Annotated in this window: 22 protein-coding genes; 15 read left to right on the top strand and 7 right to left on the bottom strand. The window is 69.1% G+C overall.

The window, feature by feature from the left end; translation table 11 throughout:
• Positions 1 to 2: 2 nt before the first annotated feature.
• Positions 3 to 926: a phosphatase PAP2 family protein gene (locus AC1DBL_RS02540; RefSeq protein WP_441416897.1), complete on the bottom strand. Its 924-nt coding sequence runs from the start codon at positions 924 to 926 to the stop codon at positions 3 to 5.
• Between the two features lie 131 nt (positions 927 to 1,057).
• Here AC1DBL_RS02540 and AC1DBL_RS02535 point away from each other — a divergent pair, with 131 nt between their 5' ends.
• The 6 genes from AC1DBL_RS02535 (at position 1,058) to AC1DBL_RS02510 (ending at position 10,414) form a co-directional block, all read left to right on the top strand.
• Positions 1,058 to 2,338: a glycoside hydrolase family 32 protein gene (locus AC1DBL_RS02535; RefSeq protein ID WP_476925399.1), complete on the top strand. Its 1,281-nt coding sequence runs from the start codon at positions 1,058 to 1,060 to the stop codon at positions 2,336 to 2,338.
• Positions 2,339 to 2,347: 9 nt separating this feature from the next.
• A complete protein-coding gene (locus tag AC1DBL_RS02530; RefSeq protein ID WP_476925398.1) occupies positions 2,348 to 3,382 on the top strand; it encodes an o-succinylbenzoate synthase in 1,035 nt (344 codons plus the stop codon).
• A 158-nt stretch (positions 3,383 to 3,540) separates the two neighbouring features.
• A complete protein-coding gene (locus tag AC1DBL_RS02525; protein WP_476925397.1) occupies positions 3,541 to 5,631 on the top strand; it encodes a PhoX family protein in 2,091 nt (696 codons plus the stop codon).
• A 139-nt stretch (positions 5,632 to 5,770) separates the two neighbouring features.
• Complete coding sequence (argS, locus tag AC1DBL_RS02520; protein WP_476925396.1) at positions 5,771 to 7,522, top strand: arginine--tRNA ligase; 1,752 nt, start codon at positions 5,771 to 5,773, stop codon at positions 7,520 to 7,522.
• A gap of 20 nt (positions 7,523 to 7,542) precedes the next feature.
• Positions 7,543 to 9,246 carry a 2-succinyl-5-enolpyruvyl-6-hydroxy-3-cyclohexene-1-carboxylic-acid synthase gene (gene menD / locus AC1DBL_RS02515; RefSeq protein WP_476925395.1) on the top strand — a complete coding sequence of 568 codons (1,704 nt, stop codon included), beginning with the start codon at positions 7,543 to 7,545 and terminating at the stop codon, positions 9,244 to 9,246.
• Between the two features lie 214 nt (positions 9,247 to 9,460).
• Complete coding sequence (locus AC1DBL_RS02510) at positions 9,461 to 10,414, top strand: hypothetical protein (RefSeq protein ID WP_476925394.1); 954 nt, start codon at positions 9,461 to 9,463, stop codon at positions 10,412 to 10,414.
• Between the two features lie 100 nt (positions 10,415 to 10,514).
• Here AC1DBL_RS02510 and AC1DBL_RS02505 read toward each other — a convergent pair whose 3' ends face one another.
• The 4 genes from AC1DBL_RS02505 to AC1DBL_RS02490 all read right to left on the bottom strand — a co-directional run bounded on the left by AC1DBL_RS02505 (position 10,515) and on the right by AC1DBL_RS02490 (position 14,621).
• A complete protein-coding gene (locus AC1DBL_RS02505) occupies positions 10,515 to 11,312 on the bottom strand; it encodes an amino acid ABC transporter ATP-binding protein (protein WP_175321393.1) in 798 nt (265 codons plus the stop codon).
• A gap of 4 nt (positions 11,313 to 11,316) precedes the next feature.
• The gene (locus tag AC1DBL_RS02500) at positions 11,317 to 12,108 is read right to left on the bottom strand and encodes an amino acid ABC transporter permease (RefSeq protein ID WP_056737689.1); all 792 of its coding nucleotides are present in this window, start codon (positions 12,106 to 12,108) and stop codon (positions 11,317 to 11,319) included.
• 104 nt (positions 12,109 to 12,212) lie between these two features.
• The gene (locus AC1DBL_RS02495) at positions 12,213 to 13,019 is read right to left on the bottom strand and encodes an ABC transporter substrate-binding protein (RefSeq protein ID WP_441416905.1); all 807 of its coding nucleotides are present in this window, start codon (positions 13,017 to 13,019) and stop codon (positions 12,213 to 12,215) included.
• Positions 13,020 to 13,295: 276 nt separating this feature from the next.
• A complete protein-coding gene (locus AC1DBL_RS02490; protein ID WP_441416906.1) occupies positions 13,296 to 14,621 on the bottom strand; it encodes an isochorismate synthase in 1,326 nt (441 codons plus the stop codon).
• A gap of 87 nt (positions 14,622 to 14,708) precedes the next feature.
• On the opposite strand from AC1DBL_RS02490, the gene AC1DBL_RS02485 reads away from it, so the two are divergent.
• The 4 genes from AC1DBL_RS02485 to AC1DBL_RS02470 all read left to right on the top strand — a co-directional run bounded on the left by AC1DBL_RS02485 (position 14,709) and on the right by AC1DBL_RS02470 (position 19,145).
• Positions 14,709 to 15,500 carry a demethylmenaquinone methyltransferase gene (locus tag AC1DBL_RS02485; protein WP_441416907.1) on the top strand — a complete coding sequence of 264 codons (792 nt, stop codon included), beginning with the start codon at positions 14,709 to 14,711 and terminating at the stop codon, positions 15,498 to 15,500.
• A gap of 12 nt (positions 15,501 to 15,512) precedes the next feature.
• Positions 15,513 to 16,853, top strand: a complete 1,341-nt coding sequence (locus AC1DBL_RS02480) for a geranylgeranyl reductase family protein (RefSeq protein ID WP_476925393.1) — start codon at positions 15,513 to 15,515, stop codon at positions 16,851 to 16,853.
• Positions 16,850 to 17,950, top strand: coding sequence for a polyprenyl synthetase family protein (locus tag AC1DBL_RS02475; RefSeq protein WP_476925392.1), 1,101 nt, complete (start codon positions 16,850 to 16,852; stop codon positions 17,948 to 17,950). Before AC1DBL_RS02480 ends, AC1DBL_RS02475 begins: the two co-directional genes overlap by 4 nt.
• A 760-nt stretch (positions 17,951 to 18,710) precedes the next feature.
• A complete protein-coding gene (locus AC1DBL_RS02470) occupies positions 18,711 to 19,145 on the top strand; it encodes an endonuclease domain-containing protein (protein WP_476925391.1) in 435 nt (144 codons plus the stop codon).
• A gap of 125 nt (positions 19,146 to 19,270) precedes the next feature.
• Here the strand turns inward: AC1DBL_RS02470 and AC1DBL_RS02465 are convergent, their stop codons facing one another.
• On the bottom strand, positions 19,271 to 19,699 hold the full coding sequence (locus tag AC1DBL_RS02465) for a hypothetical protein (RefSeq protein ID WP_175321387.1): 429 nt from the start codon (positions 19,697 to 19,699) through the stop codon (positions 19,271 to 19,273).
• Positions 19,700 to 19,712: 13 nt separating this feature from the next.
• Entirely contained in the window at positions 19,713 to 20,384 is a 672-nt protein-coding gene (locus AC1DBL_RS02460) for a trimeric intracellular cation channel family protein (protein ID WP_441416910.1), read from the bottom strand.
• A 60-nt stretch (positions 20,385 to 20,444) separates the two neighbouring features.
• On the opposite strand from AC1DBL_RS02460, the gene AC1DBL_RS02455 reads away from it, so the two are divergent.
• The 5 genes from AC1DBL_RS02455 (at position 20,445) to AC1DBL_RS02435 (ending at position 26,215) form a co-directional block, all read left to right on the top strand.
• Positions 20,445 to 21,182, top strand: coding sequence for a sirohydrochlorin chelatase (locus AC1DBL_RS02455; protein WP_441416911.1), 738 nt, complete (start codon positions 20,445 to 20,447; stop codon positions 21,180 to 21,182).
• A gap of 74 nt (positions 21,183 to 21,256) precedes the next feature.
• Positions 21,257 to 23,002: a nitrite/sulfite reductase gene (locus AC1DBL_RS02450; RefSeq protein ID WP_441416912.1), complete on the top strand. Its 1,746-nt coding sequence runs from the start codon at positions 21,257 to 21,259 to the stop codon at positions 23,000 to 23,002.
• Positions 22,999 to 23,709, top strand: coding sequence for a phosphoadenylyl-sulfate reductase (locus tag AC1DBL_RS02445; protein ID WP_441416913.1), 711 nt, complete (start codon positions 22,999 to 23,001; stop codon positions 23,707 to 23,709). The genes AC1DBL_RS02450 and AC1DBL_RS02445 overlap by 4 nt, the downstream gene beginning before the upstream one ends.
• On the top strand, positions 23,706 to 24,776 hold the full coding sequence (gene cysD / locus AC1DBL_RS02440) for a sulfate adenylyltransferase subunit CysD (protein WP_441416914.1): 1,071 nt from the start codon (positions 23,706 to 23,708) through the stop codon (positions 24,774 to 24,776). Before AC1DBL_RS02445 ends, cysD begins: the two co-directional genes overlap by 4 nt.
• Positions 24,776 to 26,215: a sulfate adenylyltransferase subunit 1 gene (locus AC1DBL_RS02435; RefSeq protein ID WP_476925390.1), complete on the top strand. Its 1,440-nt coding sequence runs from the start codon at positions 24,776 to 24,778 to the stop codon at positions 26,213 to 26,215. Before cysD ends, AC1DBL_RS02435 begins: the two co-directional genes overlap by 1 nt.
• Positions 26,216 to 26,282 lie beyond the last annotated feature (67 nt).

The following is a 26,282-nucleotide window of genomic DNA, read 5'->3' as shown; positions in this document are numbered from 1 at the left end:
GCTCAGGCGCCGGAGGCCGCGCGTCGGCGTCGTGCGGCGTGGCCAAACAGCCACACACCGGCGACCGTGGCGAGGTAGCCGGTGATGACGATCAGCGAGGTGCCGGCCCAGAAGTAGTTCGTTGTGCTGCCCTCCTGCCCCGGTCCCGGGGCGATCTTCAGCAGCGAGTACGTGGCCACCGCTGCGGAGGTAAGCCCCGCCAGCACCGGGACGGCAACCCACAGCCGGGCGGAGGCCCAGTGACCGTTGTAGCCGTCCCACACGTTCCACCTGGGACCCTTGCGCATGATCAGCCAGCCAGCCGGCAGCATGAACGCCCCGACCACCAGGAAAGCCGCCACCACGTCGGCGGGCCGGTGCCACTGGTTGATGAGCGTGGAGACCCCGGTGGCGACGGCGAAGCTGCCGCCCAGGAAGCCGGCCAGCGGCCGCCAGCGCGGCGAGACCATCAGGAACACCGCGGCCGCGGCCGAGGCGGCCAGGGTGGTGTGTCCGGACGGAAGGGAATTGAATTCCAGAGTTTCGATCCCGCGGAACGGCCGCACCGGGACCAGGTCCTTCAGGACCTGGGTGGCGACGTTCGCGCCCGCAGCGGCGGCGATGGCGATGCCCGCGGCCGCCCAGCGGCGGCGTGCCACGGTCACGAAGATGACCACCACGGAGGCGATCAGCGCCGAAAGCGCGGGCAGCCAGTCCAGGAGTTTGTTGCTCGCTTTCCCGGCCGCGCCGTGGATTTCCACGGCTTCGACGAGCGCGGATTCGTCGATGAACTGGCCGGTGGTGGTGCGCACGAAGAAGTAGTAGGTGGCGGCGAGGGCAGCCACGCAGCCAAGGGTGCCCAGCAGGAAGAGGAATCCGGTGGCCCTGCCCGGTCCGCGGGGCGCCGGGCCGGGCGCGGGATTCACGTCCGGTCCACCCGCTGACATGGGTTGATTGCTGCGTGTCTGCCGAAAACTCACCCCTACAGGTTCCCACAGAACGCTGCGAGGCTTCTGAGCGGAAGCTGGCGGTGTCGGGGAGGATTGACCGGCGCCGCGAACGGTACGAGAGTCATGCCATGAACAACCAGGAGCGCCGCGGACCCACCGCCGCGGAGGTTGCGGCACGCCATCCGGACGCTGCTTTTCCCCGCTTCCATCCGCGGCCGGCGCAGGGCTGGGTCGGCGGTCCCGCCGGCCTGTGTTTCCTCGACGGCCGGTACCACGTGTTCTTCCAGTTCAACCCGGACTCGGCGCTGCCCCGCCTGGTCTGCTGGGGGCACCTGAGTTCCCCGGACCTGCTCCGCTGGGAGGAACACCCGGTCGCGCTCCGGCCCCGGCTCCCGGGAACGGACGACTGGCGGCAGGACGGGCAGAACGCGGCGCGGGTGCCGCCGGATCCCCACGTCACCGCGGTGCGCGGTCCGTCCTTCTTCACCTTCCTGGGCCTGCGCTTTGCCCTGCAGGGGGCGGGCCTGGCCTCGGGGCACGCGGCCGTGCTGCTCTACCGCGCCGACGAGCTGCACGACTGGCGGTATGAGGGCATCTGGTTCACCACCGAGGACACCCTGGCCGCCAGGCACCTGCCGGCCGAAATCTGGGAGTGCCCGCAGCTGGTCCGCGTGCCGGACTCCTCCGGAGCCGAGACCTGGCTCCTGATGGCCTCGCTCCGGCCCGCCCCGGACGAACGCCACCATGCCGGCGGCGTGGGCTACCTGCTGGGATCGCTCGCCGAGGACACCGCCAGCGGATTGCCGGTCTTCACCCCGGCGCGGGGCGGCAAGGCGGACCTGGGGCCGGACTTCTACGCCCCGCAGATCCTGGCCCTGCCGGACCGTGCCCTGCTGTGGGGCTGGTCCGACGAGGTGTCGGGCCCGGACGGCCGCACGGGCCGCGGCCAGCCGGCCGCGGACGCCGCGGGCTGGGCCGGCCTGCTGACCTTCCCCCGGCAACTGGCGGTGCACGGGGACGCACTCGCCGTCGAACCGGCACCGGAGCTGCGCGGCTACCGGGGCCGCCAGCGCGCCAAGGGTGCCGCGGGAACCCTGCGATTGCCCGGCCAGACGGAAACCGCGGTCACCGGCGGGGAGGGCCGGATCCGGCTGGTCCTGGCCTCGACCGAGCAGGTCCGGGCAGTCTTCGCGGACACCGTGGCCGGCGGGGACGAACTGCGGATCTTCGTGGACGGATCGATCGTGGAGGTCTACCGTCACGGCTCGGTTCCGGCGACGGTGCGCGCCTACCCGGCGCCGGGGGAGGAATGGCGCCTGGAACTGCCGCACGGGGCGGCTGCCGACATCTGGGACCTCGAGCAGCCCGGAACCGTCCGGCGCGAGGGCGGCAGCTGGAGCCGCGGGTAGAGTACAGCCATGCCCATCACTGCCGACCGCCCCACCCCTTCCGTCCTGAATCCCGGCGGCGTGGAGGAGCTCCTGGACCTGGCCCGGGTGGTGACCCTTCCGATGCGGGTGAAATTCCGCGGCATCATGGAGCGCGAGGCCCTGCTGCTCCCGGGCCCGCTCGGCTGGGGGGAGTTCTGCCCGTTCCCCGAGTACGGCGACGCCGAGGCCTCCCGCTGGCTTTACGCCGCCGTCGAGGCCGGCTGGCAGGGCTTCCCGGAACCCCTGCGGGACAGCATCCCGGTCAACGCCACCGTTCCCGCGGTCGCTGCCGACCGGGTGCCGGACATCCTGGCCCGCTTCGGCCGGGTGGACGCCGTCAAGGTCAAGGTCGCCGAGACCGGCCAGACGCTCGACGACGACGCCGCCCGGGTGGCCGCCGTCCGCGCCGCGCTGCCGGACGCCGCGATCCGGGTCGACGCGAACGGGGGCTGGGACGTCCCCGCGGCCGTCGAGGCACTGACCCGGCTGGCCGCCGTCGGACTGGAATATGCCGAGCAGCCGGTGCCGGACATCGCCGGCCTCGCGGAGGTGCGCCGCCGGCTCAGGGCCGCCGGCGTTCCGGTGCTGATCGCCGCGGACGAGAGCGTGCGCAAGGAGGAAGACCCGCTCAAGGTGGCCCGCGCCGGCGCCGCGGACCTGGTTGTGGTGAAGGTGGCACCCCTGGGGGGAGTGCGGCGTGCCCTCGACATCGTGGCACGGGCCGGCCTGCCCGCCGTCGTCAGCTCCGCCCTGGACACCTCCGTGGGGATCCGCGCCGGGCTGGCGCTCGCCGCCGCCCTGCCTGAACTGCCCTACGCCTGCGGGCTGGGGACCGTGTCGCTGCTCGCCGCCGATGTCACCCGTGACTCCCTGGTCCCCGACGACGGCGCCATCCGCCTCCGCGACGTCGCCGTCGACCCGGGCCTGCTGTCGGAATACGCCGCAGCGCCGGAGCGGAGGGACTGGTGGCTGGACCGGCTCCGGCGCGTCTACGCCCTCCTGGCAACAACGACTGCTCCGTAACGGCCCTTATCGGCGCCGAAAAGGGCGTTTACGACGCAACCGGCGGGCTTCGCGGGAACCGAGAGCGTTCACCCGATTTTCACCTTGGGGACTGCTCCGCGTTGTCCGGCGCTGGCAGGGTGGGGGGACGCATCCCTCTGCCCTGGAAGGTCCCACCCATGTCTGTCTCCTCCGGACGCAAGTTCTCCCTGTTGCCCATGCTGGGCCACACCAAGGGCAAGCGCAGCCCCGTGACCTGTGCACTCAAGTGCGACAACGCCTGCTCCGGCGAGGTCTGCAACAGCAGCTCGAACGGCTACTTCCGCGACATTGCCTCCGCCACGATGTCCCGCCGCGCCGCCCTCGGCTTCGGCGCCGCCGGCGCGCTCGCCGTCGTCTTCGGCAACGCCGTGACCTCTGCGGAACCGGCCGCCGCCGGTGGCCCCGGCCTGGCCGCGGCCGCCAAGTCCGGCTTCGGCAAGTCCAAGCTGCAGTTCACCGCCATTGCCCCGGTGGACGCCGCCGTCGACGCGTTCACGGTGCCGGCAGGCTTCAGCTGGCAGCCGATCATCCGCTGGGGCGACCCGCTCTTTAACGACTCGCCCGCCTTCGACGTGGACCGCCAGAGCGCCGCGGCGCAGGTCCGCCAGTTCGGCTACAACAACGACTACACGGACATCCTGCCGCTCGACGCCAAGGGCCGCCGTGCCGTGCTTTTCACCAACCACGAGTACACCAACGAGAGCATCATGCTCCCGGCCGGCTTCGACGCCGCCGAGACCCGGGCCATCGGGCGCGCCGCCCACGGCCTCACCGTCGTCGAGCTGGAGCGCAAGAACAAGAACCAGCCGTGGCGCTACGTCCAGGGCGCCCCGCTGAACCGCCGTTTCCTGAGTGACACCAGCTACGAACTCACCGGCCCCGCTGCCGGCTCCGCGCTCGTCACCACCGTTGCCGACCCGGGCGGGCGGACCATCAAGGGCACCCTGGGCAACTGCTCCGGCGGCACCACTCCGTGGGGCACCATCCTCTCCGGCGAGGAGAACTTCAACGGCTACTTCGTCTCCGCCGGAACGTCCGCCGCGGACAAGCGCTACGGCCTGACCAGCAAGCCCACGGCCCGCCAGTGGGAGCTCGATGACCCCCGCTTTGATACCCGCAACCCCGGCTACGCCAACGAAAGCAACCGCTTCGGCTGGATCGTGGAGGTGGACCCGCAGGACCCGACGTCGACGCCGAAGAAGCACTCCGCGATGGGCCGCTTCAAGCACGAAGGCGCCAACGTGATCGTGGCCGCCTCCGGGCACGTCGTCGCCTACATGGGCGACGACGAGCGCTTCGACTACCTCTACAAGTTCGTCTCCAAGGACAAGTACCGTCCCGGGACGACCGCGGCCGACCGCCGGCACAACATGACCCTGCTCTCCGAGGGCGACCTCTTCGTCGCCAAATTCAGCGGCGACTCCCCGGCGGCCGAGATCGACGGCTCCGGCAAGCTGCCCGCGGACGGCGCCTTCGACGGTGCCGGGGAATGGCTCCCGCTGGTGGTGGGCGGCAAGTCCACGGTGTCCGGGATGTCGGTCGAGGAAGTCCTGGTCTACACCCGCCTCGCCGCGGACAAGGTCGGCCCCACCAAGATGGACCGCTGCGAGGACGTCCAGCCGAGCCTGCATACCGGCAAGGTCTACGTGGCGTGCACCAACAACACGGACCGCGGCAAGACCGGCAAGGAGGGCGCCACCGAGGTCAACCCGCGCACCTTGAACCGTGACGGCCACATCGTGGAAATCACCGAGACCGGCGACCAGACGTCCACAAAGTTCAACTGGAACCTGCTGATGGTCTGCGGCGATCCGGCCAAGAACACGTCCGCGTACTTCGCCGGCTTCCCGGCCAGCCAGGTCTCGCCGATCTCCTGCCCGGACAACCTGGCCTTCGACTCGGTCGGCAACCTGTGGATTTCCACCGACGGCGCGCCCTCGACCACCGGCTACGCCGACGGTCTCTTCAAGGTCACCCTGGCCGGCCCGGAGCGCGGCCGCGTGGAGCAGTTCCTTGCCGTGCCGCGCGACGCCGAGACCTGCGGACCCATCATCCACGATGAGGAACGGCACGTCTTCGTCGCCGTGCAGCACCCGGGCGAGGACGGCAGCTTCGAGGCGCAGAACTCCCGCTTCCCGGACTACGTCGCCGCCGGTGCGACGCCGAAGCCCGGCCAGGCCCGGATCCCGCGTCCCTCAGTCGTCCAGGTCTTCCGCGCCGACGACTAGCCCCTCAAAGCAACGCGGGGTCACTTCGCGCCCATTCCGGGGGTCCTGATGGGCGCGAAGTGACCCCGCGTTGCTTCTGCGGGAGCGTCCGGGCATGGCGGGAACTGATAATTTGAACAGTGTGAATAATCCGGCCGAAATGGTTGTCCCCAGAGTCCAGGCAGCTATTGCCCACGCGTTCGGCGAGGAGTTCCGCCAGACGGACCCGGTGATCCGGCCCTCGCAGTTCGCGGACATCCAGATCAACGCCGCCATGGCCCTTGCCAAGAAAGTCGGCTTGCCGCCCCGCGACGCCGCGGCGAGGATCGTGGAGGCCCTGGACCTCGACGGCGTCTGCAGCCTGGTGGAGATCTCCGGGCCAGGCTTCATCAACCTCACCTTCGACGGCACCTGGATCGAGGAGCTGCTCAACGCTCCGGCCCCCACCGGCGGGGGTGCGCAGCCCGCGCCACTGCACCGCGTCGTCGTCGACTATTCCTCCCCGAACGTGGCCAAGGAAATGCACGTCGGGCACCTGCGCACCACCGTGGTGGGGGACAGCATCGTGCGCGTGCTCGAGGCGCTGGGGCACACCGTGATCCGGCAGAACCATATCGGCGACTGGGGCACCCCCTTCGGCATGTTGATCGAGCACTGGCTCGAGGTGGGCGAGGACTCGCCCGAGGCCGCCCTGCTGGTCGATGACCCGAGCGCCTTCTACCAGGCCGCGCGGGCGAAGTTCGACGCCTCCGCCACGGACCCGGACGGCTTCGCCACCCGCGCCCGGCTCCGTGTGGTGGCACTGCAAGGCGGGGACCCTGAGACGTTCGCGGTCTGGCAACGGCTCGTGGCCCAGTCGAAGCGCTACTTCAACGCGATCTACGCGATGCTCGGCATCAGCCTCACCGACGACCACATTGCCGGCGAAAGCTCCTACGACGCGCACCTGGCACAGCTGTGCCGGGAACTCGAGGAGCGCGGCATCGCCCGGATCAGCGAGGGCGCGCTCTGCACCTTCCCGGCCGGCTTCACCGGGCGGGACGGCGATCCGCTGCCGCTCATCATTCGCAAGTCCGACGGCGGTTACGGCTACGGCACCACCGACCTCGCCACGATCCGGTACCGGGTCCGCGAACTGGAGGCGGACCGGGTGCTGTACGTCGTGGGCGCGCCGCAGAACGTCCACCTGCGGATGGTCATGGCCACCGCGCGCGACGCCGGCTGGCTGCCGGACACGGTGGAAGCCACCCACGTCCAGATCGGCAACGTGCTCGGCGAGGACGGCAAAATCCTCAAGTCCCGCGCCGGCAACCCGGTCAAGCTGATGGCGCTGCTGCAGGAGGCCGTGGACCGGGCCCGCGCCGTCATCGACGCCAGCCGGCCCGAGCTCAGCGACGCCGAACGGGCGGTCACGGCGCGGCAGGTGGGCATCGGCGCCGTCAAGTACGCCGACCTCTCCACCGGGCACGACACCGAGTACGTTTTTGACTTCGACCGGATGCTCGCGCTGACCGGAAACACCGGCCCGTACGTCCAGTACGCGGCCGCCCGGATCCGCTCGATCCTGCGCAAGGCCGGGGCCCTGGACCAGCACCTCGACGGCGCCGCCGCCGCGTCCGCGGCGCCCGCGGCGGCGATCGCCGTCGTCGAACCCGCCGAACGCGCCCTGGCCCTGCACCTGCTCGAATACGACGCGACGCTGCAGAAAGTCGGCGAACTGCTCGAACCGCACCGGCTGTGCGCCTACCTGTTCGAGCTCGCGCAGCTTTTCACCTCTTTCTACGACCAATGCCCCGTGCTCAAGGCCGACGAAACGGTCCGGGAATCGCGGCTGGCCCTGTGCGGACTGGTCCTGCGGCGGCTCTCCAGCGGCCTGGAGCTGCTGGGCATCGAGACGCCGGAGAACATGTGAGCCCGGCCGGGGAACCGGCCGTGCCTGCGGGCGGCGGGCTGGGGGCGGTCGAGGCTGCACGGGTGGCCGTCGCGGCCCTGATCGGCTCGGGGGTGCGCTACGTCGTGGTGGCCCCGGGGTCCCGGTCGGCGCCGATGGCCTATGCCCTGGCAGAGGCCGATGCCGCCGGCCGGGTGGAGCTGCTGGTCCGGATCGACGAACGCGACGCAGGCTTCACCGCGTTGGGCCTGGCCCTGTCCACCGGCGCCCCCGCGGCCGTGCTGACCACCTCCGGCACGGCGGTCGGGAACCTGCTGCCGGCCGTGATGGAGGCCAACCACGCCGCCGTGCCCCTGGTGGTCCTTTCCGCCGACCGGCCCGAGGAACTCCGCGGCACCGGGGCCAACCAGACCACCGTCCAGCCGGACCTCTTCGGCGAGCATGTGCGCTTCGCCGCCGACGTGCCCGCGGGCGACAATCCGCTCCGCGCCGTCGAGACCGCGCTGAGCGCCGCCACCGGAGCCTTCGAGGACATCCCGCCCGGGCCGGTGCAGCTGAACCTGGCGTTCCGTGACCCGCTGGTCCCGGCCGCCGGCGACGGCCTGGGGGAAGCGTCCGGCCGCAGGATCCACCAGGCCGCGCGGCATCCGCTCGCCCTGGATTTCCCGGCCGCGTCCGCGGCGCTGCCCGAGCGGCGCACCGTGGTCCTGGCCGGGCACGACGCCGGCCCGGTCGCCGAGGCGTTCGCCCGCGCCCATGGCCTGCCGCTGCTCGCCGAGCCCTCCTCCAACGCCAGGTTTGGTCCGAACGCGGTGGGCCCCTACCGGCTGCTGCTGGAGCACTTCGGCCCGGAGTCCGCCCAGCCGATCGAACGGGTTGTACTGTTCGGGCGCCCCACGCTGTCCCGGCCGGTGTCGGCCCTGCTCGCCCGCGCCGACGTCCCGTCCGCCCTCTACCAGCCCGTTCCGGTGGCCTGGTACGAGCCCGGCCGCCGCACCGAACTGCCGCTGGAGACCCTCGCCGACCTGGCCGACTTCGCCGGCCGGGGCCCGGCGTCCTGGCTCGATGCCTGGCTGCTGGCCGGCGCCGCCGCCCAGCACACCCTGGACCTGGTGCTCAACGGTCCCGCCGCCACCGGCCCGGCGGTCGGCGCCCTGGTCTGGGAACACGTCCGCGGGCAGCTCGTGCTGGGCTCCTCCAACGGGATCCGCGACGTCGACCTCGCAGGCGCGCCGCCCCAGGAGCCCCAGGCCACGGTGTTCGCCAACCGGGGCCTGGCCGGAATTGACGGCACCCTCGCCACAGCCACCGGCATCGCCGTCGGCGGCCGGCAGGAAACCACCGTGCTGCTGGGCGATGTGACCTTCCTGCACGACGCCGGCGGGCTGCTGCTGGGCGCGGGGGAGACCGTGCCGGCGCTGCGGATCGTGGTCCTGAACGACGCCGGCGGGGCCATCTTTGGGCTCCTGGAGCACGGCGCCGTCGAACGGACCGGCCGCTACGGCACCGCCGTCGAGCGCCTTTTTGGCACCCCGCACACGGTTGACCTTGCCGCCCTCGCCGCCGCGTACGGTGTAGCGCACCGCGCGGTCAGTACGACGGCGGACCTTGCGGCGGCACTCGGGGAGCCCGTGGTGGGCCGCAGCATCATCGAAGTGCGGACGGACCGCCACGGCCTCCGCGAGCTGCACGGGCGCATCCGCACTGCCGTCTCCGCCGCCGTGGCCGGGGTCCTGGGCCGGTAGCACCCGGTTTTCGCTACGAAACGCCGTCGGCCCGGCGCGGCGCCCCGAGCCTGGCGACGCGCACCGAGCCTGGCGACGCGCGAAATACCTTGCGAGGCCCGAATGCCAGCAGCGCCAGCTGCTTTGCGCAGCGCGGAACGAGAAGCGCGTCGTGTTGTCCACATGCTGGCGCCGCGGGATGGTGCGGCCGCCGCGGGACTGGGACCGTCGATCCATGAATGAATTGCCCAGGCTGATCCTCACCCGCGATCACATCCAGCGGGGAATGGCTCCCAAGGAGTTGGCTAGCCGCTGCCGGTCGGGTGCTTTGGTCCGGGTGCGCCAAGGCGTTTACGTCGATGGGGGTGCCTGGCGGGCGTTGAGTCCCTGGGACCAATACCGGGTCCGGGTCAGTGCGGCCGCGGAGACGTTTATTGCGCCGACGATCTTTGCCCGGCATTCCGCCGCTTCAGTATGGAGGATTCCGACTATTGGACACCGGCACCCCGTTCACGCCTTAACCCTGCAGAACGACGGCGGCCGCTCCCGGGCCGGCGTGCTGCGGCACTATGCGCCGCCGGCCGGATTGGAGTACGTCGAACGGGACGGGCTATTGGTGACCGGAAGGGTGCGCACAGTGCTGGACATTGCCGCCTTTACACCGTTTGCCGAGGCAGTGGTGCCGCTTGACCACGTGCTTAGGCCTGACGTCGAGCAGCGCCTGCCAGCCTTGACGAAGGAGCAGCTTTCGGCCGGAATCGAGGGAAATTACTCGGCCGCGGCACGGCGGCGGATCCTGACGGCACTGGATTTTGCGGATCCGAGATCCGGATCCGCAGGCGAATCATATAGCCGGGCGCTCATGCGGATAGCCGGGTTCCAGGCGCCGGAACTCCAGTATGCGATTCGCGATGGTGCGGGCCTCGTGGGCTACTCGGACTACTTCTGGGGCGGAGTCCGGGTTGCCGGCGAGTTCGACGGCGTCGAGAAGTACGTCAAGCCCGAGTTTCTGTTGGGCCGGACCCCGTCGCAGGCCGTCGTCGCCGAGAAAGACAGGGAGAACCGGATCCGGGCACAGGGAAACGGCGTGGTCCGGTGGGTCTGGTCGGACCTGATGGAGCCAGCCCGGCTGGAACGAAAGCTGGCAGCCGCCGGCGTGCCCCGCCGTCGTGCGCGCTCCGCATGCTGAAGGTGATGCGCAAACCATTCCACGACGCGCAAAAGCCCCTGCGCTACCGAATTCCGGTAGCGCAGGGGCTTTTGCGCGTCGCCCAGCGGATTCCGCCGCTTTACTCCGCGATGTCGATGTGCGTCGGGTCGAGCACGCGCCGGAGGAATTCCTTGGTGCGCGGCTGGGTGGGGGCACTGACGACCTGCTCGGCTGCGCCTTCCTCCACCACAACGCCGCCGTCCATGAAGACCACCCGGTCGGCGACTTCGCGGGCGAAGCCCATCTCGTGGGTCACCACCAGCATGGTCATGCCTTCCTTGGCCAGGTTCCGCATGACGGCGAGCACGTCGCCCACGGTCTCCGGGTCCAGGGCCGAGGTGGGCTCGTCGAACAGCATCAGTTCGGGGTCCATGCTCAGCGCCCGGGCAATGGCCACGCGCTGCTGCTGGCCGCCGGAAAGTTGGTCCGGGAACCGGTCCGCGAGGTGGTCCAGGCCTACGCGGGCCAGGTTCTTCCGGGCCACGTCGGAGGCGTCGGCCTGGCTGCGCTTGAGCACCTTGGTCTGCGCGATCGTGCAGTTCTGCAGCGCGCTCAGGTGCGGGAAGAGGTTGAACTGCTGGAACACCATGCCGACCTTGCGGCGCATCTTGTCGATGTCCACGTCCGGGTCGGTCGACTCGAATCCGCCGACGTGGATGGTGCCCACGTTGGGCTTCTCCAGCAGGTTGACACAGCGCAGCAGGGTGGACTTGCCGGAACCCGAAGGCCCGATCAGGCACACGACTTCGCCGGGAGCGACCTCGAGGTCGATGCCCTTCAGGACCTCGTTGGCGCCGTACGACTTGCGGAGGTCCTTGATGGAGACCCCGGCGGCCTGGATCTGCTTCGCGGCAGCCGATGACGTTGATTCAGTCATGGTCCTAGCCCTTCGTCTTGGCGGTGCGGGATTCAAAGCGGCGGGCCAGAATTCCGAGCGGAACGGTGATGATCAGGTAGCAGGCGCCGGCGATCACCAGCGGGGTCAGGCCGGCGTTGGGCTGCGTGATGCCGTCGCGGCCGAACTTGGTGAGTTCGTACTGCGACGCTGCCAGGCCCAGGAGGTAGACCAGGGAGGAGTCCTTGGTGAGCAGGATGACCTCGTTGGTCAGCGGCGGCAGGACGATCTTGAACGCCTGCGGGATGACAATCGAAACCATGGCGCGCCAGTGGGGCATGCCCAGCGAGCGGGCGGCCTCGAGCTGCCCCTTCGGCACGGCCTGCAGCCCGGCCCGCAGGGTTTCGGCGATGTACGCCGCGGCGACCATGCCCAGTGCGAGCATCACGGTGACGTAGATGTCGAAGCGGACGCCGAACGCCGTCGGAATGCCGAAGCCGAAGGCAATGAAGACCAGCAGGGCCGGGACGCCGCGGAAGAACTCGATGTACAGCGTGGCGATCCAGCGCCAAACGGCCACCGAGGAGAGCTTCATCAGCGCCAGCAGCAGGCCGCCGGAGAGACCCACCACAAAGCTCAAGGCGGTGTAGATCAGCGTGTTCTTCAGCGCCAGGGTGATGATCTCCGGGAACTGCTTGACCGCGGAATCCCAGTTGAAGAACGCCTTGCCGATGGAGGCCCAGTCGGCGAAGAGGATGAACAGGACGACGGCGAGTGCCAGCAGTCCGTACTGAACGGACCGGCTGACGCGGGCCCGTTGGCGAACAGTCATTGCCATGTGATTTGCCTTTTACATGTTGCGGGGCGGTTCCGGGCCAGGAGTCGGCCGGAGCCAACGACTGATCCGGAACCGCCCTGCTGTGGTCGGTCCGGGCGGGTGGGTTACTTGGCGGCTTCGCCGAACCAGGTGGTCTTGAGCTTGGTCATGGTGCCGTCGTCGGCAAGGCGCTTGAGCGTCTTGTCCACGGACTCGGTCATGGCCTTGTTGTCCTTCTTGATCGCGACGCCCAGCTTCTCGCCGGTCTTGTAGGTCTCTGCGAAGACCAGGCTGTTGTCGCCCTTGGCGGCGAAGCCCAGAACGGACTGGTTGTTGATGGCAGCGTCCACGCCGCCGGTCTTGATCGCCTGGATCAGCAGGCCGGTGTTCTCGTACTGGATGGTCTCCAGACCCTTGGACTTGGCGTATTCTTCGCCGGTGGTGCCCTGCTGGACGCCGACTTTCTTACCCTTGAGGTCGGCCAGGGTCTTGAGCCCGGACGCCTTGGTCACGAGCAGCGAGAGGTCGTCGTCGAGGTACGGGGTGGAGAAGTCCATGACGGTCTTGCGAGCATCGGTGATGGAGATGCCCGAGATGGCGACGTCGCACTGGTTGGTGTTCAAGGCCTGGCCCGACTGGATGCCCTCGAAGGCCACGGTCAGGACGTTCGGCTCAACCTTGAGATCCTTGGCGATCTCGGATGCCAGATCCATGTCGAAGCCGACGTTCTTGCCGTCCTTGACGAACTCGAACGGCTCGTAGGGGATGTCCGAGCAGACCGTGAGCTTGCCGGATTCAATCAGCTTGACGCCGGAATCGGTGGTCGTCGAGCCGCCGGAAGAGCTGCAGCCGGTCAGGGCAAGGGCGCCGACGGCCACGAGGGCAGCCGCCTTGGCCGCGGAGCCGGCCAGGAAGGAACGGGAGATCAGCATTTCTTTACCTTTTGTTGCAGGGGCATGCGAGTCCAAAACGACTTGTAGTCTATCGCCGAATAAGAGATGTGCATCACAGGAAACTTAGTTTCACTATTGGATAACTAATTGCCGCCAAATATCAAGGGGCCGCACCCGGCGGTTGTCTGTGATTACGGATTCCCGCGCGGGCCGGGGCGGCCCCGCCGAGGCGGCCCAAGCGGGCCGGGGCGGCCCCGCCGAGGCGGCCCAAGCGGGCCAAGCGGCCCGTCGGGGCCCAGGGCCAGCTGCTGATGGCTAGCTGCTGATGCCGAGGGATTCCAGCATCGGCCGGAACTTGGCCCACGTCTCTGCCAGTTCGGCCTCGGGGACGGAGCCCTCGACGACGCCGCAGCCGGCATAGAGCCGGACGGTGTCCGGCCCCTCGATGACCGCGCCGCGCAGCGCGATGCCCCACTCGCCGTTGCCGGCGGCGTCGAGCCAGCCGACTGGGCCGGCGTACGGGCCGCGGTCCAGGTGCTCAAGTTTGCGGATGAGGGCTCCGGCCACGGTGGTGGGGGTGCCGCAGACCGCGGCCGTGGGGTGCAGGGCGTTGATCAGGGCCAGGCAGGTGGGCACATGGCCTTCCACCTCGGTCAGTTCGGCCTTCACGTCCGAGGCCAGATGCCAGACGTTCGGCAGTTCCAGGATGAACGGCTCGCTGTGCGCGTTCATGGCCTCGGAGAACGGTGCCAGCTGCGTGGTGAGCGACTGGATGGCAATGTCGTGCTCATGCCGCTGCTTCTCGGACCCGGCCAGCACGCGCTCGGCAAACTCCATCGGCGAGCCGGCCATCCCCTCGGCGTCGCGCCGGTCCAGGGTCCCGGCCAGGACGCGCGCCTGAGCCGTGCGGCCCTCGACCTGGATCAGCATTTCGGGGGTGGATCCCACCAGCCCGTCCACGCCATAGGTCCAGCATTCGCGGTACCGGACCGCGAGCTGGCGCAGGATCTCGGCGGCGTCCACGCCGTCGGGCAGGGTGGCCACAATGTCCCTCGCCAGGACCAGCTTCTCCAGCGCCCCGGTGCGGATTTCGGCGACGCCCTCGGCAACGGCGGCCATCCAGTCGGCCTCGGTGAGGGACCCGGTGCTGAGCTTGGCTTCCCGCGACGGCGTCTGCCCCGGCGCCGCTGCGCCGTCCACGTCGAGCCAGCGCCGCAGGGCGGCGCGGGCGCCCGCCTCGGTGAGCTCGCCGTCGTCGAACGTGAGCTGGGTGAGCCAGGCTTTCCCGTCGCGCAGGCCCACCACGATTTCGGGGACGATCAGCCGGGAGGCGTGTTCGGAAACTTTGGAGAAGGCGAAGGAGCCGAAGGCGACCGGGCCGGTGCCGGGGCAGCCGACGGCGTCGGTGATGTCCGCCTCGAGGACCAGGTGCCGCCACCAGATGTCCGCCTCGAGGAACCGCTCGGGTCCGGTGGCGCTGAACCGGGCCACCTCGCCGAAGCCGACCAGGCCGGCCTCGCGTCGCGTCCAGCAGAGTACGTCGTCACGGACCAGAAACGACGGCAGCCCCCCGGGGAACGAATCGGCATCGAGGGGGACTGTCAGGGTCCTGATAATTCTGGTATGGAACGCGCTCGTCATGATGAGATAACACTACTCCCGCCTCGCGCCGCGCCCCGGCCCGGCCCGTGGTTAGGGGGTGCGTCGAAGATTTGAGACAATAACGGGGTGAACCGAGCATCCTTGGATAAGCGTCCGGACGAAGTAGCCACGATGTTTGACGACGTCGCCCCCAAATACGACGTCGTCAATGACGTCCTGTCCATGGGACAGACGCGCCGTTGGCGCCGGGTCGTCGTTGAAGCCATGGATGTGAAGCCCGGCCAGCGCGTGCTGGACCTGGCCGCCGGAACCGGCACGTCCAGCGAGCCGTACGCCGACGCCGGCATCGACGTGATCGCCTGCGATTTCTCCCTCGGCATGCTCAAGGTCGGCAAGCGCCGCCGCCCGGACATCGATTTCATCGCCGGTGATGCCACCCGACTGCCGTTCGCGGACAACACCTTCGACGCCAGCACCATCTCCTTCGGCCTGCGCAACGTCAACGAGCCCAAGAAGGCCCTTGCCGAGATGCTCCGGGTCACCAAGCCCGGCGGCCGCCTGGTCATCGCCGAGTTCTCCCAGCCGGTGGTGCCGCTCTGGCGCACCATGTACACCGAGTACCTGATGCGCGCGCTGCCCGCGATCGCCGTCAAGGTCTCCTCCAACCCGGACGCCTACGTCTACCTTGCCGAATCCATCCGCGCCTGGCCGGACCAGGACCACCTCGCCGCCTGGCTGCAGGAAGCCGGCTGGGAGTCCGTCACGTACCGCAACCTCAGCGGCGGCATCGTCGCCGTCCACCGCGCCCAGAAGCCCGCGGGCCCGGCTGCCGGACCCGCTGCGGGCGCCGCCGCGCTTGCCAACCACACCGGCCCCGTGGCCAAGCTGCGCCGCAACATCACCCGGCCCGAACGTTAGCCGACAGCTGCCGTGAAAGTACTGATCGTCGGCGCTGGTCCGGCAGGATCCACCGCCGCGTTCTACCTTGCCCAGGCCGGCCTCGACGTCACGGTGCTGGAGAAGACGAGCTTTCCGCGGGAAAAAGTCTGCGGCGACGGGCTGACCCCACGCGCGGTCCGGGAGATCCAGAAGCTTGGCCTGCCGCACCCCGAAAGCGAGGGCTGGCGGCGGAACAAGGGCCTGCGGCTCATTGCCGGCGGCCGCACCATCGAACTTCCCTGGCCCGAGGTCTCCGACTTCCCGCAGTACGGCCTGATCCGCACCCGCCTCGGCTTCGACGAGGAGCTGGCCCGGCACGCGCAGTCGGCCGGCGCCGTCGTGCTGGAACGCCACAGCGTCACGGAGGCGCTGCGCTCCGAGGACGGCCGGGTCACCGGCGTCCGCGCCGCGCTGCTTGACGACGCTGGCCGCAAGACCGGCGAAAAGCGGGACTTTACCGCGGACGTCGTCCTCGCCGCGGACGGGAACTCGACCCGCACCGCCGTCTCGCTCGGCATCCACAAGCGCGATGACCGGCCCCTGGGTGTGGCCGTCCGCACCTACTTTACGAGCCCGCGGCACGACGACGACTGGATGGAAGGCTGGCTGGAGCTTCCGGGCCGCGACGGCGAGCTGCTGCCCGGCTACGGCTGGGTGTTCGGCGTCGGCGACGGCACCTCCAACGTGGGCCTGGGCATCCTGAACTCGTCCAAGGAATTCGGCAAGCTGGACTACAAGCAGGTGCTGCGCGAGTGGACCGCCGCGATGCCCGCGGACTGGGGTTTCACGCCGGAGAACCAGGTGGGCGAGATCCGCGGCGCCGCGCTGCCGATGGGCTTCAACCGCACCCCGCACTATTCGCCGGGCCTGCTGCTGTTGGGCGACGCAGGCGGCATGGTCTCCCCGTTCAACGGCGAGGGCATCTCCTACGCCATGGAATCGGCCCGTTTCGCGGCCGAGTTCATCATCGACACCGCGGCGCGCTCCGCCTCGGCGGCCTGGAACGGGGCCGACGCCGACGCCCACCTCGCCGGCTACGCCGACTTCGTAAGGGATCAGTGGGGTTCGCACTTCACCCTGGGCCGGGCCTTTGCTGCCGTGATCGGCAGGCCGGCCGTGATGAAACTGGCGCTCCGGACGGGCATGCCCCTTCCGGTGCTGATGAAGTTCGTCGTCCGGCTGCTGGCCAACCTGACCGACCCCTCGGCCAAGGGGATCGAGGACCGGATGATCCGGGTCCTGGAAGCCCTGGTCCCGGCCACCTCCAATACCCGGCCCGTTCCAGACTCAAATCCGCGGATTCCGCAACAAAAAGTTAGGGTTAACCCGTGACCAACTCTGCAGACCAAAGCTGGACGCACGCCGGACACGGCCTGCCGGGCTCCGAACCCAGCCTTAACACCACCGCCATCGCCACCGGACTGCAGCTGCCGGCCGGTTTTGCGGCCATCGCCGGGGACCCGGAACTCGGCCCGGCCATCACCACGAACCTCGCGCGCGTGGAGAAGAAACTGCGCGAGGCCATCGCCAACTCGGATCCGCTGGCTGACGCAACGTCGCGCCACCTCGTGGAAGCCGGCGGCAAACGCATCCGGCCGCTGCTGACCCTGCTCTGCGCCCACCTGGGTGATGCCTCGCTGCCGGCCGTGGTGCAGGCCGCCGTCGTCGTCGAACTGACGCACCTGGCCACCCTGTACCACGACGACGTGATGGACTCCGCCCCGTTCCGCCGCGGCGCCCCCACCGCGCACGAGGTCTGGGGCAACTCCGTTGCCGTGCTGACCGGCGACCTCATCTTCGCCCGGGCCTCCATCCTGGTCTCCGAGCTCGGTTCGCGGGCGCTCGGCATCCAGGCCCGCACCTTCGAGCGGCTCTGCCTGGGCCAGTTGCACGAGACCGTGGGGCCGCGCCCGGACGAGGACCCGGTGGCGCACTACCTCTCCGTGATCGCGGACAAGACCGGTTCGCTGGTGGCGGCCTCCGGCCAGCTCGGTGCGATCTTCGCCAACGCCGATCCTGCCTACGAGGCGCTGCTGGTGGAGTATGGCGAAAAGGTCGGCGTCGCCTTCCAGCTCGCCGACGACGTCATCGACGTCACCGGCGTCAAGGTCAAGTCCGGCAAGTCCCCGGGTACTGACCTGCGCGAGGGCGTGCCGACTCTGCCGGTCCTGCTGCTGCGCAAGGCCGCGGCCGACGGCGACCAGTCCGCCGTGGAGCTGCTGCAGCTCATCGATGGCGACCTCAGCTCCGACGAGGCCCTCGCCGCCGCCGTCGCCGGGCTGCGCGAACACCCCGTCACCGCCGAGTCCTGGGTAGTGGCGCGGTCCTGGGCCGACGAGGCCATTGCCGCCCTGACGCCGCTGCCCGCGGGCGTGGTCAAGGATTCGCTGACCAGCTTCGCGCACGCCGTGGTGGACCGCAGCAGCTAGCGGTATCCCGCCTGAGTCTTAAACCGGAATGGCCCCGGTTCCTCACAACGTTACGAGTCGTCCGTTGTGCGGAACCGGGGCCATTTCTCCGTTCGCATCAGATTCACCGGAGGCATTTGGTGAACCCATGAACAACCTTATGACAGTCGTGTCATGTTGTCTAGTGATTCTGTAAATTGCCTGTCACGGATTTGCTGGGCGGCCGGGGCGGGGGACTCTCCCCGGTTTTGGTCGCCGCGGACGTCGGATTACCGGCAAGTCGCGACGACCCGCCGTCGGGCGTCTCCGAAGTTGGGGAGAAGCAGCCCGCCAGTTGTCCACATAGCAGCCGGGCAGCCTCCCCGCTGTGGGTGTGGGCAGGTCTGCTGGACGCATGGATGTCACGACCTACATGAAATTTGCCGGCTCGGTCGCACGGACCGGAACGCTGCTTCAGGCTGGGTTCTCGGAACGGAGTATCCGCAACTCGCTTACCTCCGGGGAAATACTGCGGTTGCGCCATGGTGTCGTTGCGTTGCCGGGTGCGGCGCCGGACCTGGTGGCCGCAGTCTTGGCCAATGGCTTGCTGTCCTGTGTCTCGGCGGCGGGACACCACAGGATCTGGAGACTCCACGAACCGGCGCAGCTGCACCTTTTCTGCCGCCATGGTTCGGCCTTCGGGGTGGTTGTCCACCGGGGCAGTGTGGTCCCGCCGGAGTTCCCGCGGCCCGTGGCTGGGCTGACGGATACTCTGCTGCACGCCCTGCGATGTCGGCCGCCCATGGAATCCGTGGTCATGGTGGAAAGCGCCCTCCTGCAGGGTCGAACCACTCTCGAATATCTCAGAGGGCATCTTCCCGGCAACCGCAACGGTTCGGCCCGGGCGGCGCTGGAATTGGTGGACGGTTCGGCAGGATCCGCGATCGAAGTTGTAGCCAGGCTCCTGTTCCGGAGCGAAGGGATCTTCACGCAGACCCAGGTCGATCTCCCGGGGATCGGGATCGTGGACTTCCTGCTGGAAGGGTTCCTCATTGTGGAGATCGATGGCGGCACGCATTTGGAGCCGGCACAGGTCAAGAAAGACCGTCGGCGCAACAACGCCAGCACCCTTACCGGGTACGCGGTGTTGAGGTATGGCTACCAGGACGTCGTTTTCAACCCGGAGAAGATCGTCGCGGAAGTGTGGCAGGTGCTGCGCGGCAGGGTCGTCCGCTGAATCTCCCCATGTTTGATCAGCAAGGGCCGCAATGGACCGGCGGTTCTGCGCAACACGCCGGCCGGCCGGCTCAAACCTGGGGAAACTCGGCGCCCCGGAAGGTCGGGGCAGCCGGGAGGGGGTGTCTAGTCCTCGTCCTCTTCGTTGAAGGCCCACTCGAACATGTCGAAGACAAACTCGGAGAAGGTGCCTTCCTCGCTCTTCCACTGGCCGCGGGCGTTGTTGCGGCGGTACACGATCGGGTCCGGGACGCTGAGATCGCCCACACGGAAGCCCCAGGTGAATTGTTCTTCCTCATCCTCGAGGAACATCAGGAAGCCCTCGTCGTCGACCTCAAGTTCCTCGGGGTCCCAGAAGTAGTGGTAGGCCTCCATCAGGTCCTCGCAGCCGCCGAGGGCCAGGTAGAACTCCCGGAGGACCAGCGGGACCTGGAACTGGTGCTCGGCCAGGGCCGCATCCAGCTCGTCTGCCGGCAGCCCGTCCTCTTCCTGCCATTCGTCTTCGAGATACTTCGGAACAAGCGCGCGGAACTTCTCGAGGAACATGTCAGTCATGCTCTTATCCTAGCTAATCCCGGGGTCCACTTTCGGCCGCGTCCAGGCCCAGACGGTGCCAGCCGCGGACCGCCAGCGGCACGTACCAGTGGCGCCGCCAGGCGGTTACGCGGAAGGCGAAAACCACGGCCGCCACCGCACTCGCCGTCACCGCGGTGAACACCCCGGAGACGGACAACGCCACCGTAAGCGCGGCCCCCGCAAACGCCGGCAGGGCGTAGATGTCCTTGGGGTCGAAGAGCTGCGGCACTTCGTTGGCGGTGATGTCCCGCAGCAAGCCTCCGCCAACCGCCGTCGTGACCCCCAGGAGCACCGCCGCCACCGGGTGCATGCCCGCGGCGAGGGCCTTCAGGCTTCCGGTGATGCAGAACAGGGCCAGCCCGCCGGCGTCGAACAGGACCAGCAGCGAGGTGAAGCGCTGGACACTGGAGAACAGGAAATACACCAGCACCGTGGCCAGCAGCGGGGGAGCGAGGTACGCCGGGTTGGTAAAGGCGGCCGGCGGGCCTGCGTTGATGATGATGTCGCGGATGACGCCGCCGCCCAGGCTCACCACGGAGGCCAGCAGCAGGGACCCGACAATGTCGAACTGCTTCCGCGCCGCGAGCAGCGAACCGGAGACCGCGAAGAAGAAGACGCCGGCCAGGTCCAGCCAGACCATAACGAGGCTAAAGGAGAAGGTCATGGAGCGTCCCGGTCGGTTGCAGGGGGCGGATGGGGCGGCTCCAAGGTTACGCTAACGGCTATGAATAGCCCCATCATGATCGCCTGCGCCCACGGCACCTCCAGCACCCAGGGGGCCGCGGAGGTCAATGCCCTGCGGGCCGGGATCGCCGCGCTGCGCCCCGGGCTCGACGTCCGCGAAGCCTACGTCGATGTTCAGGACCCCGAGCTGCCGGCCGTGGTGGCGGGGCTCCCGGCGGGGGAAGCCGCCGTCGTCGTGCCGCTGCTGCTGAGCGTGGGGTACCACGTCAAGGTGGACATCGCCCGGGCCGTGAAGAGCCGGCCGGGCACCCTCGCCGCGGCGCCGCTGGGCCCCGACCCGAGGCTCGCGGCGCTACTGGACCAGCGGCTGCGCGAGGCCGGAGTGACCGACAACGACGCCGTGATCCTCGCTGCCGCGGGATCTTCCGACGCCACCGCCGCGGAAAACGTCGAGGAACTCGCGGGCCAACTGCGCTCGCTCCGTTCCAACCGGATCGTGGCCGCATACGGCGCCTCGGCGACGCCGTCGGTGCCGGACGCCGTCGCCATGCTCCGCGAGGAGGCGGCGGGAGGCGCCGGCGCGGGGCTGTCCGCCGGAGCGGTGGACCTGGGCGGCCGCGTGGTCATCGCCTCCTACCTGCTCGCCCCGGGGTTCTTCCACGACCAGCTCGCCAAGGCCGGTGCCGACCTGATCACCGCACCGCTGCTGCCCTCCCCGGTGCTCGCCGAGATTGCTCTGGCGCGTTATGACGCGGCGGTCGCCGGCAGCGCTTCATGACGAAATGTTGCCCTAGGTGACCCCGCGTTTCTGACCCTTTGTGACGCCATTGCGGCCACCCCTACAGTCGATCCATGACTGATACAGCTCTAGCCGGAGCGTCCCCGGACCAGGCTGACGCAGGCCGCGCCAGACGACCCGCCCGCCCCGCGGCCAAGCCGCACGGGCAGTGGAAAGTGGACGGCACCGCCCCACTGAATGCCAACGAAACCTGGAAACAGGAAGACAACGGCCTCAACGTCCGCGAGCGTATCGAGTCCGTCTACGCCAAGCACGGCTTCGACTCGATCGACGGCACCGACCTGCACGGGCGCTTCCGCTGGTGGGGCCTCTACACCCAGCGCAAACCCGGGATCGACGGCGGCAAGACCGCCACGCTCGAGCCGCACGAGCTCGAGGACAAGTACTTCATGCTCCGCGTCAGGATCGACGGCGGCGCCCTCAGCACCGAACAGCTGCGCGTTATCGGCCAGATCTCCGTGGACTTCGCCCGCGGCTCGGCCGACCTCACCGACCGGCAGAACATCCAGCTGCACTGGATCCGGGTCGAGGACGTGCCGGAAATCTGGCGCCGCCTCGAATCCGTGGGTCTGTCCACCACGGAGGCCTGCGGTGACGTGCCCCGCGTCATCCTTGGCTCCCCGGTCGCCGGCATCGCCAAGGACGAGATCATCGACCCGACGCCGCTGATCCACGAGCTCGCCGAACGGTTCATTGGCGACCCGGAGCTCGCCAACCTGCCGCGCAAATTCAAAACCGCCATCACCGGCCACCCCAGCCAGGACGTCGTCCATGAGATCAACGACGTCGCCCTGGTGGGACTGGTCCACCCCGAGCTCGGTGCCGGCTACGACCTCTGGGTGGGCGGCGCCCTCTCCACCAATCCGATGCTGGGCAAGCGGCTCGGCGCCTTCGTCCGGCCGGACCAGGCCGCCGACGTCTGGCTCGGAGTCACCAGCATCTTCCGCGACTACGGGTACCGGCGGATGCGCACCAAGGCCCGGCTGAAGTTCCTGCTGGCCGACTGGGGGACGGAGAAGTTCCGCCGGGTCCTCGAAGACGAATACCTCGGCTACAAACTCTCCGACGGTCCCGCGGCGCCTAAGCCCGCCACCCCCGGCGACCACGTCGGTGTGCACGAGCAGAAGGACGGCAAGTTCTTCATCGGTGCCACCCCGGTGGCCGGCCGGCTCTCCGGCAGCCAGCTTGTGAGACTCGCCGACACCCTGGAGGCCCGCGGCTCGCAGCGGCTGCGCACCACGCCGCACCAGAAGCTCGTGGTCCTCGACGTGCCCAAGGACGAGGTGGAACCGCTCGTGGCCGAACTAGACGCCCTCGGCCTCTCCGCCCGGCCGTCGGTGTTCCGCCGTGGCACCATCGCCTGCACCGGCATCGAGTTCTGCAAGCTCGCCATCGTGGAAACCAAGGTCACCGCCGCCACCGCCGTGGCCGAGCTGGAACACCGCCTCGCCGACCTGGTTGAGACTAAGCAGCTTCCGCAGGCCCTGTCGCTCCACATCAACGGCTGCCCCAACTCCTGCGCCCGGATCCAGACCGCGGACATCGGCCTCAAGGGCATGATGCTTCCCACGCCCGACGGCGACCCCACCCCGGGTTTCCAGGTCCACCTGGGCGGCGGGCTGGCTTCGGACAGCCGCGAGGAAGCGGGTCTGGGACGCACGGTGCGCGGTCTCAAGGTCACAGCCGAAGAGCTGCCCGACTATGTGGAACGTGTGGTCCGCAAATTCGTGGCCGACCACGTCGAGGGCCAGACCTTCGCCGAGTGGGCCTTCGCCGCCGATGAAGGTGATCTGCAATGACGGCCGCCCTCCGTTCCCGCGACGAGCTCAAGGCCCTCGCCAAGACCGGCGCCGCCGAGCTCGGCTGGGACGCCCCGGCCGGCGAGGTCATCGCCTGGGTGGCCCGCAACTTCGAGCTGCCAGCTGTCGCCGTCGCCTGCTCCATGGCGGACGCGGTCCTCCCGGCGCTGGTCGCGGACCAGCTCCCCGGCGTCGACGTACTGTTCCTCGAAACCGGCTACCACTTCCCGGAAACCCACGCCACCCGCGACGAAGTGGCCGCGAGCCTGCGCGTCAACGTCGTCGACGTGCTGCCGGAGACCACCGTGGAGCAGCAGGACCGGCTCCTGGGCAAGGACCTCTTCGCCCGCGACCCCGCCCAGTGCTGCGCCCTGCGCAAGGTGGCGCCGCTGCGCCGCACCCTCGCCGGCTACGAGCTCTGGTTCACCGGAGTCCGCCGCGACGAGGCCCCCACCCGCACCAACACCCCGCTGGTCACCTGGGACGAAGCCAACGGCCTGGTCAAGGTCAACCCGGTGGCGGCCTGGAGCTTCGACCAGCTGGTGCAGTACTCCGATGACAATCTCCTGCCCGTCAACCCGCTGCTTACCCAGGGCTACCCGTCCATTGGCTGCCGGCCCTGCACCCGCAAGGTGGCGCCCGGCGAGGACCCCCGCGCCGGACGCTGGGCAGGAACCGACAAGACAGAATGCGGACTACACGTATGAGCACTCAAATCACCAACGAGGACCTGGAGCTGTCCGGGACGGACCATGACGCTACTGAGACGCCGATTGCCGCCCCGGGAGTGGCATCGGGCCTGTCGGAGCCGCGCGCTGGGCTGATCGAAGATCAGCCGCGCGGCGCAGGGGCGGGGGCGGCAATCGGCGTCGCAGCGCCGGCCCGCCTCTCGTCCCTGGACACGCTCGAGTCCGAGGCCATTCACATCATCCGCGAGGTGGTTGCCGAGTTTGAGAAGCCGGCGCTGCTTTTCTCCGGCGGCAAGGATTCTGTGGTGATGCTGCACCTGGCTACGAAGGCGTTTTGGCCCGGGAAGGTGCCGTTCCCGGTGCTGCATGTGGACACCGGGCATAACTTCCCGGAGGTGATCGCGTTCCGTGACCGGACGGTGGAACGGCTGGGCCTCAGGCTCGTCGTCGGCAGTGTCCAGGAGTTCATCGACTCGGGCGAGCTGGCCGAACGCGCGGACGGAACCCGCAACCCGCTGCAGACCGTGCCGCTGCTGGACGCGATCCAGCGCAACAAGTTCGACGCCGTCTTCGGCGGCGGCCGCCGGGACGAGGACAAGGCCCGGGCCAAGGAACGGATCCTGAGCCTGCGCGACGAGTTCGGCCAGTGGGACCCCCGCAACCAGCGCCCCGAGCTGTGGAACCTCTATAACGGCCGGCACACCGTGGGCCAGCACGTCCGCGCGTTCCCGATCAGCAACTGGACCGAACTGGATGTGTGGCGCTACATCGAGCGCGAGAACATCGAGCTGCCGGGCCTGTACTATGCCCACCAGCGCGAGGTCTTCGCCCGAGACGGCATGTGGCGCGCGGTCGGTGAGGTCTCCCGGCCGCGCGAGAATGAGCAAGTCATCACCAAGACGGTCCGCTACCGGACCGTCGGCGACATGTCCTGCACCGGCGCCGTGGAATCCGCGGCCGCCACCGTTCGCGACGTCGTCATTGAAGTCGCAGCCTCCACCATCACCGAACGTGGGGCCACCCGGGCCGATGACCGGATCTCCGAGGCCGCCATGGAAGACCGCAAGAAGGACGGCTATTTCTAATGAGCACCACCGCAACTGTGCCTGAATCCGCCGCAGCAAGCCTCGGGCTCTCATCCGCTTCACTGTTCAGGTTCGCGACTGCCGGCTCGGTCGACGACGGCAAGTCCACCCTGGTGGGCCGGCTGCTGCACGACTCGAAGGCGATCCTTTCCGACCAGCTCGACGCCGTTGCCCGCACCTCCGCGGACCGTGGCTTCGGCGGGGCCGGCGCAGCCGGTGTTCAAGCGATTGACCTCGCGCTCCTGACCGACGGCCTGCGTGCCGAACGGGAACAGGGCATCACCATCGACGTCGCCTACCGCTATTTCGCCACAGACCGGCGCAGCTTTATCCTCGCGGACTGCCCCGGGCACGTGCAGTACACCAAGAACACCGTCACGGGCGCGTCCACCGCGGACGCCGTCGTCGTGCTCATCGACGCCCGCAAGGGTGTCCTGGAGCAGACCCGGCGGCATCTGTCAGTGCTGCAACTGCTGCGTGTGGCCCACGTGGTCGTGGCCGTGAACAAGATCGACCTGGTGGATTTCAGCGAGGACGTGTTCCGCGGGATCGAGGCCGACGTGCAGATGGTCGGCCGCGAACTGGGGCTCGGCGCCGATGGCATCACCGACCTCCTGGTCATCCCCGTTTCCGCGCTCGACGGCGACAACGTCGTCGACCGCTCGGACCGCACCCCCTGGTACCGGGGCCCGGCGCTGCTGGAGGTCCTCGAGACGCTGCCCGCCGCCGACGAACTCGAAAGCCACCTGGAGAGCTTCCGTTTCCCGGTCCAGCTGGTCATTCGGCCGCAGGGTGCACTGGCGCCCGACGCCGTCGCCGGCGGACTCGACGTCGAGAATTACCGTGACTACCGGGCCTACGCCGGACAAGTCACCGAAGGCTCGGTACAGGTGGGGGATCAGGTCAGTGTCCTGACCCCGGGCCAGGCGCCGCGCACCACCACCGTCACCGGGATCGACTTTGCGGGCCGCGGACTTACCGAGGCCGTGGCACCGCAGTCCGTAGCGCTCCGGCTCGCGGACGAGTTCGACGTCGCCCGCGGCGACACGATCGCGGCCGCGGGGCCCGCCGGGGGCGAAATACCGGGCTCCTCCGCCGACCTGTACGCGGCGCTGTGCTGGCTCTCGCCCAAGCCGCTCCGCGAGGGCGCGAAGGTCTTGGTGAAGCACGGAACCCGCACGGTCCAGGCCTTGGTCCGCAACGTGACGGGCAAGCTGGACCTCGCCAACTTCCAGCTTGAGCCCACCAGCACGCTGGAGCTCAATGACATCGGCCACGCCCAGCTCCGGCTCGCAGCGCCGCTGCCGCTGGAAAACTATCTGCACCACCGGCGGACCGGGGCCTTCCTGGTGATCGACCCGCAGGACGGCAACACGCTTGCCGCCGGCCTCGTCAAGGACTACCCGGGCGACCACGAGGACGAGCGCTACTCGATCTGAGGCGCGCACCGGTCCGGGACGCCGTCCTGCTGTCCTAGGCTTTGCGATAGCTCAAACCGGCGCCCTT

The organism is Arthrobacter sp. 10T44 (assembly GCF_056393885.1).
The sequence above is the reverse complement of the archived record's forward strand: the minus strand, read 5'-3'. Positions and strand labels throughout refer to the sequence as shown.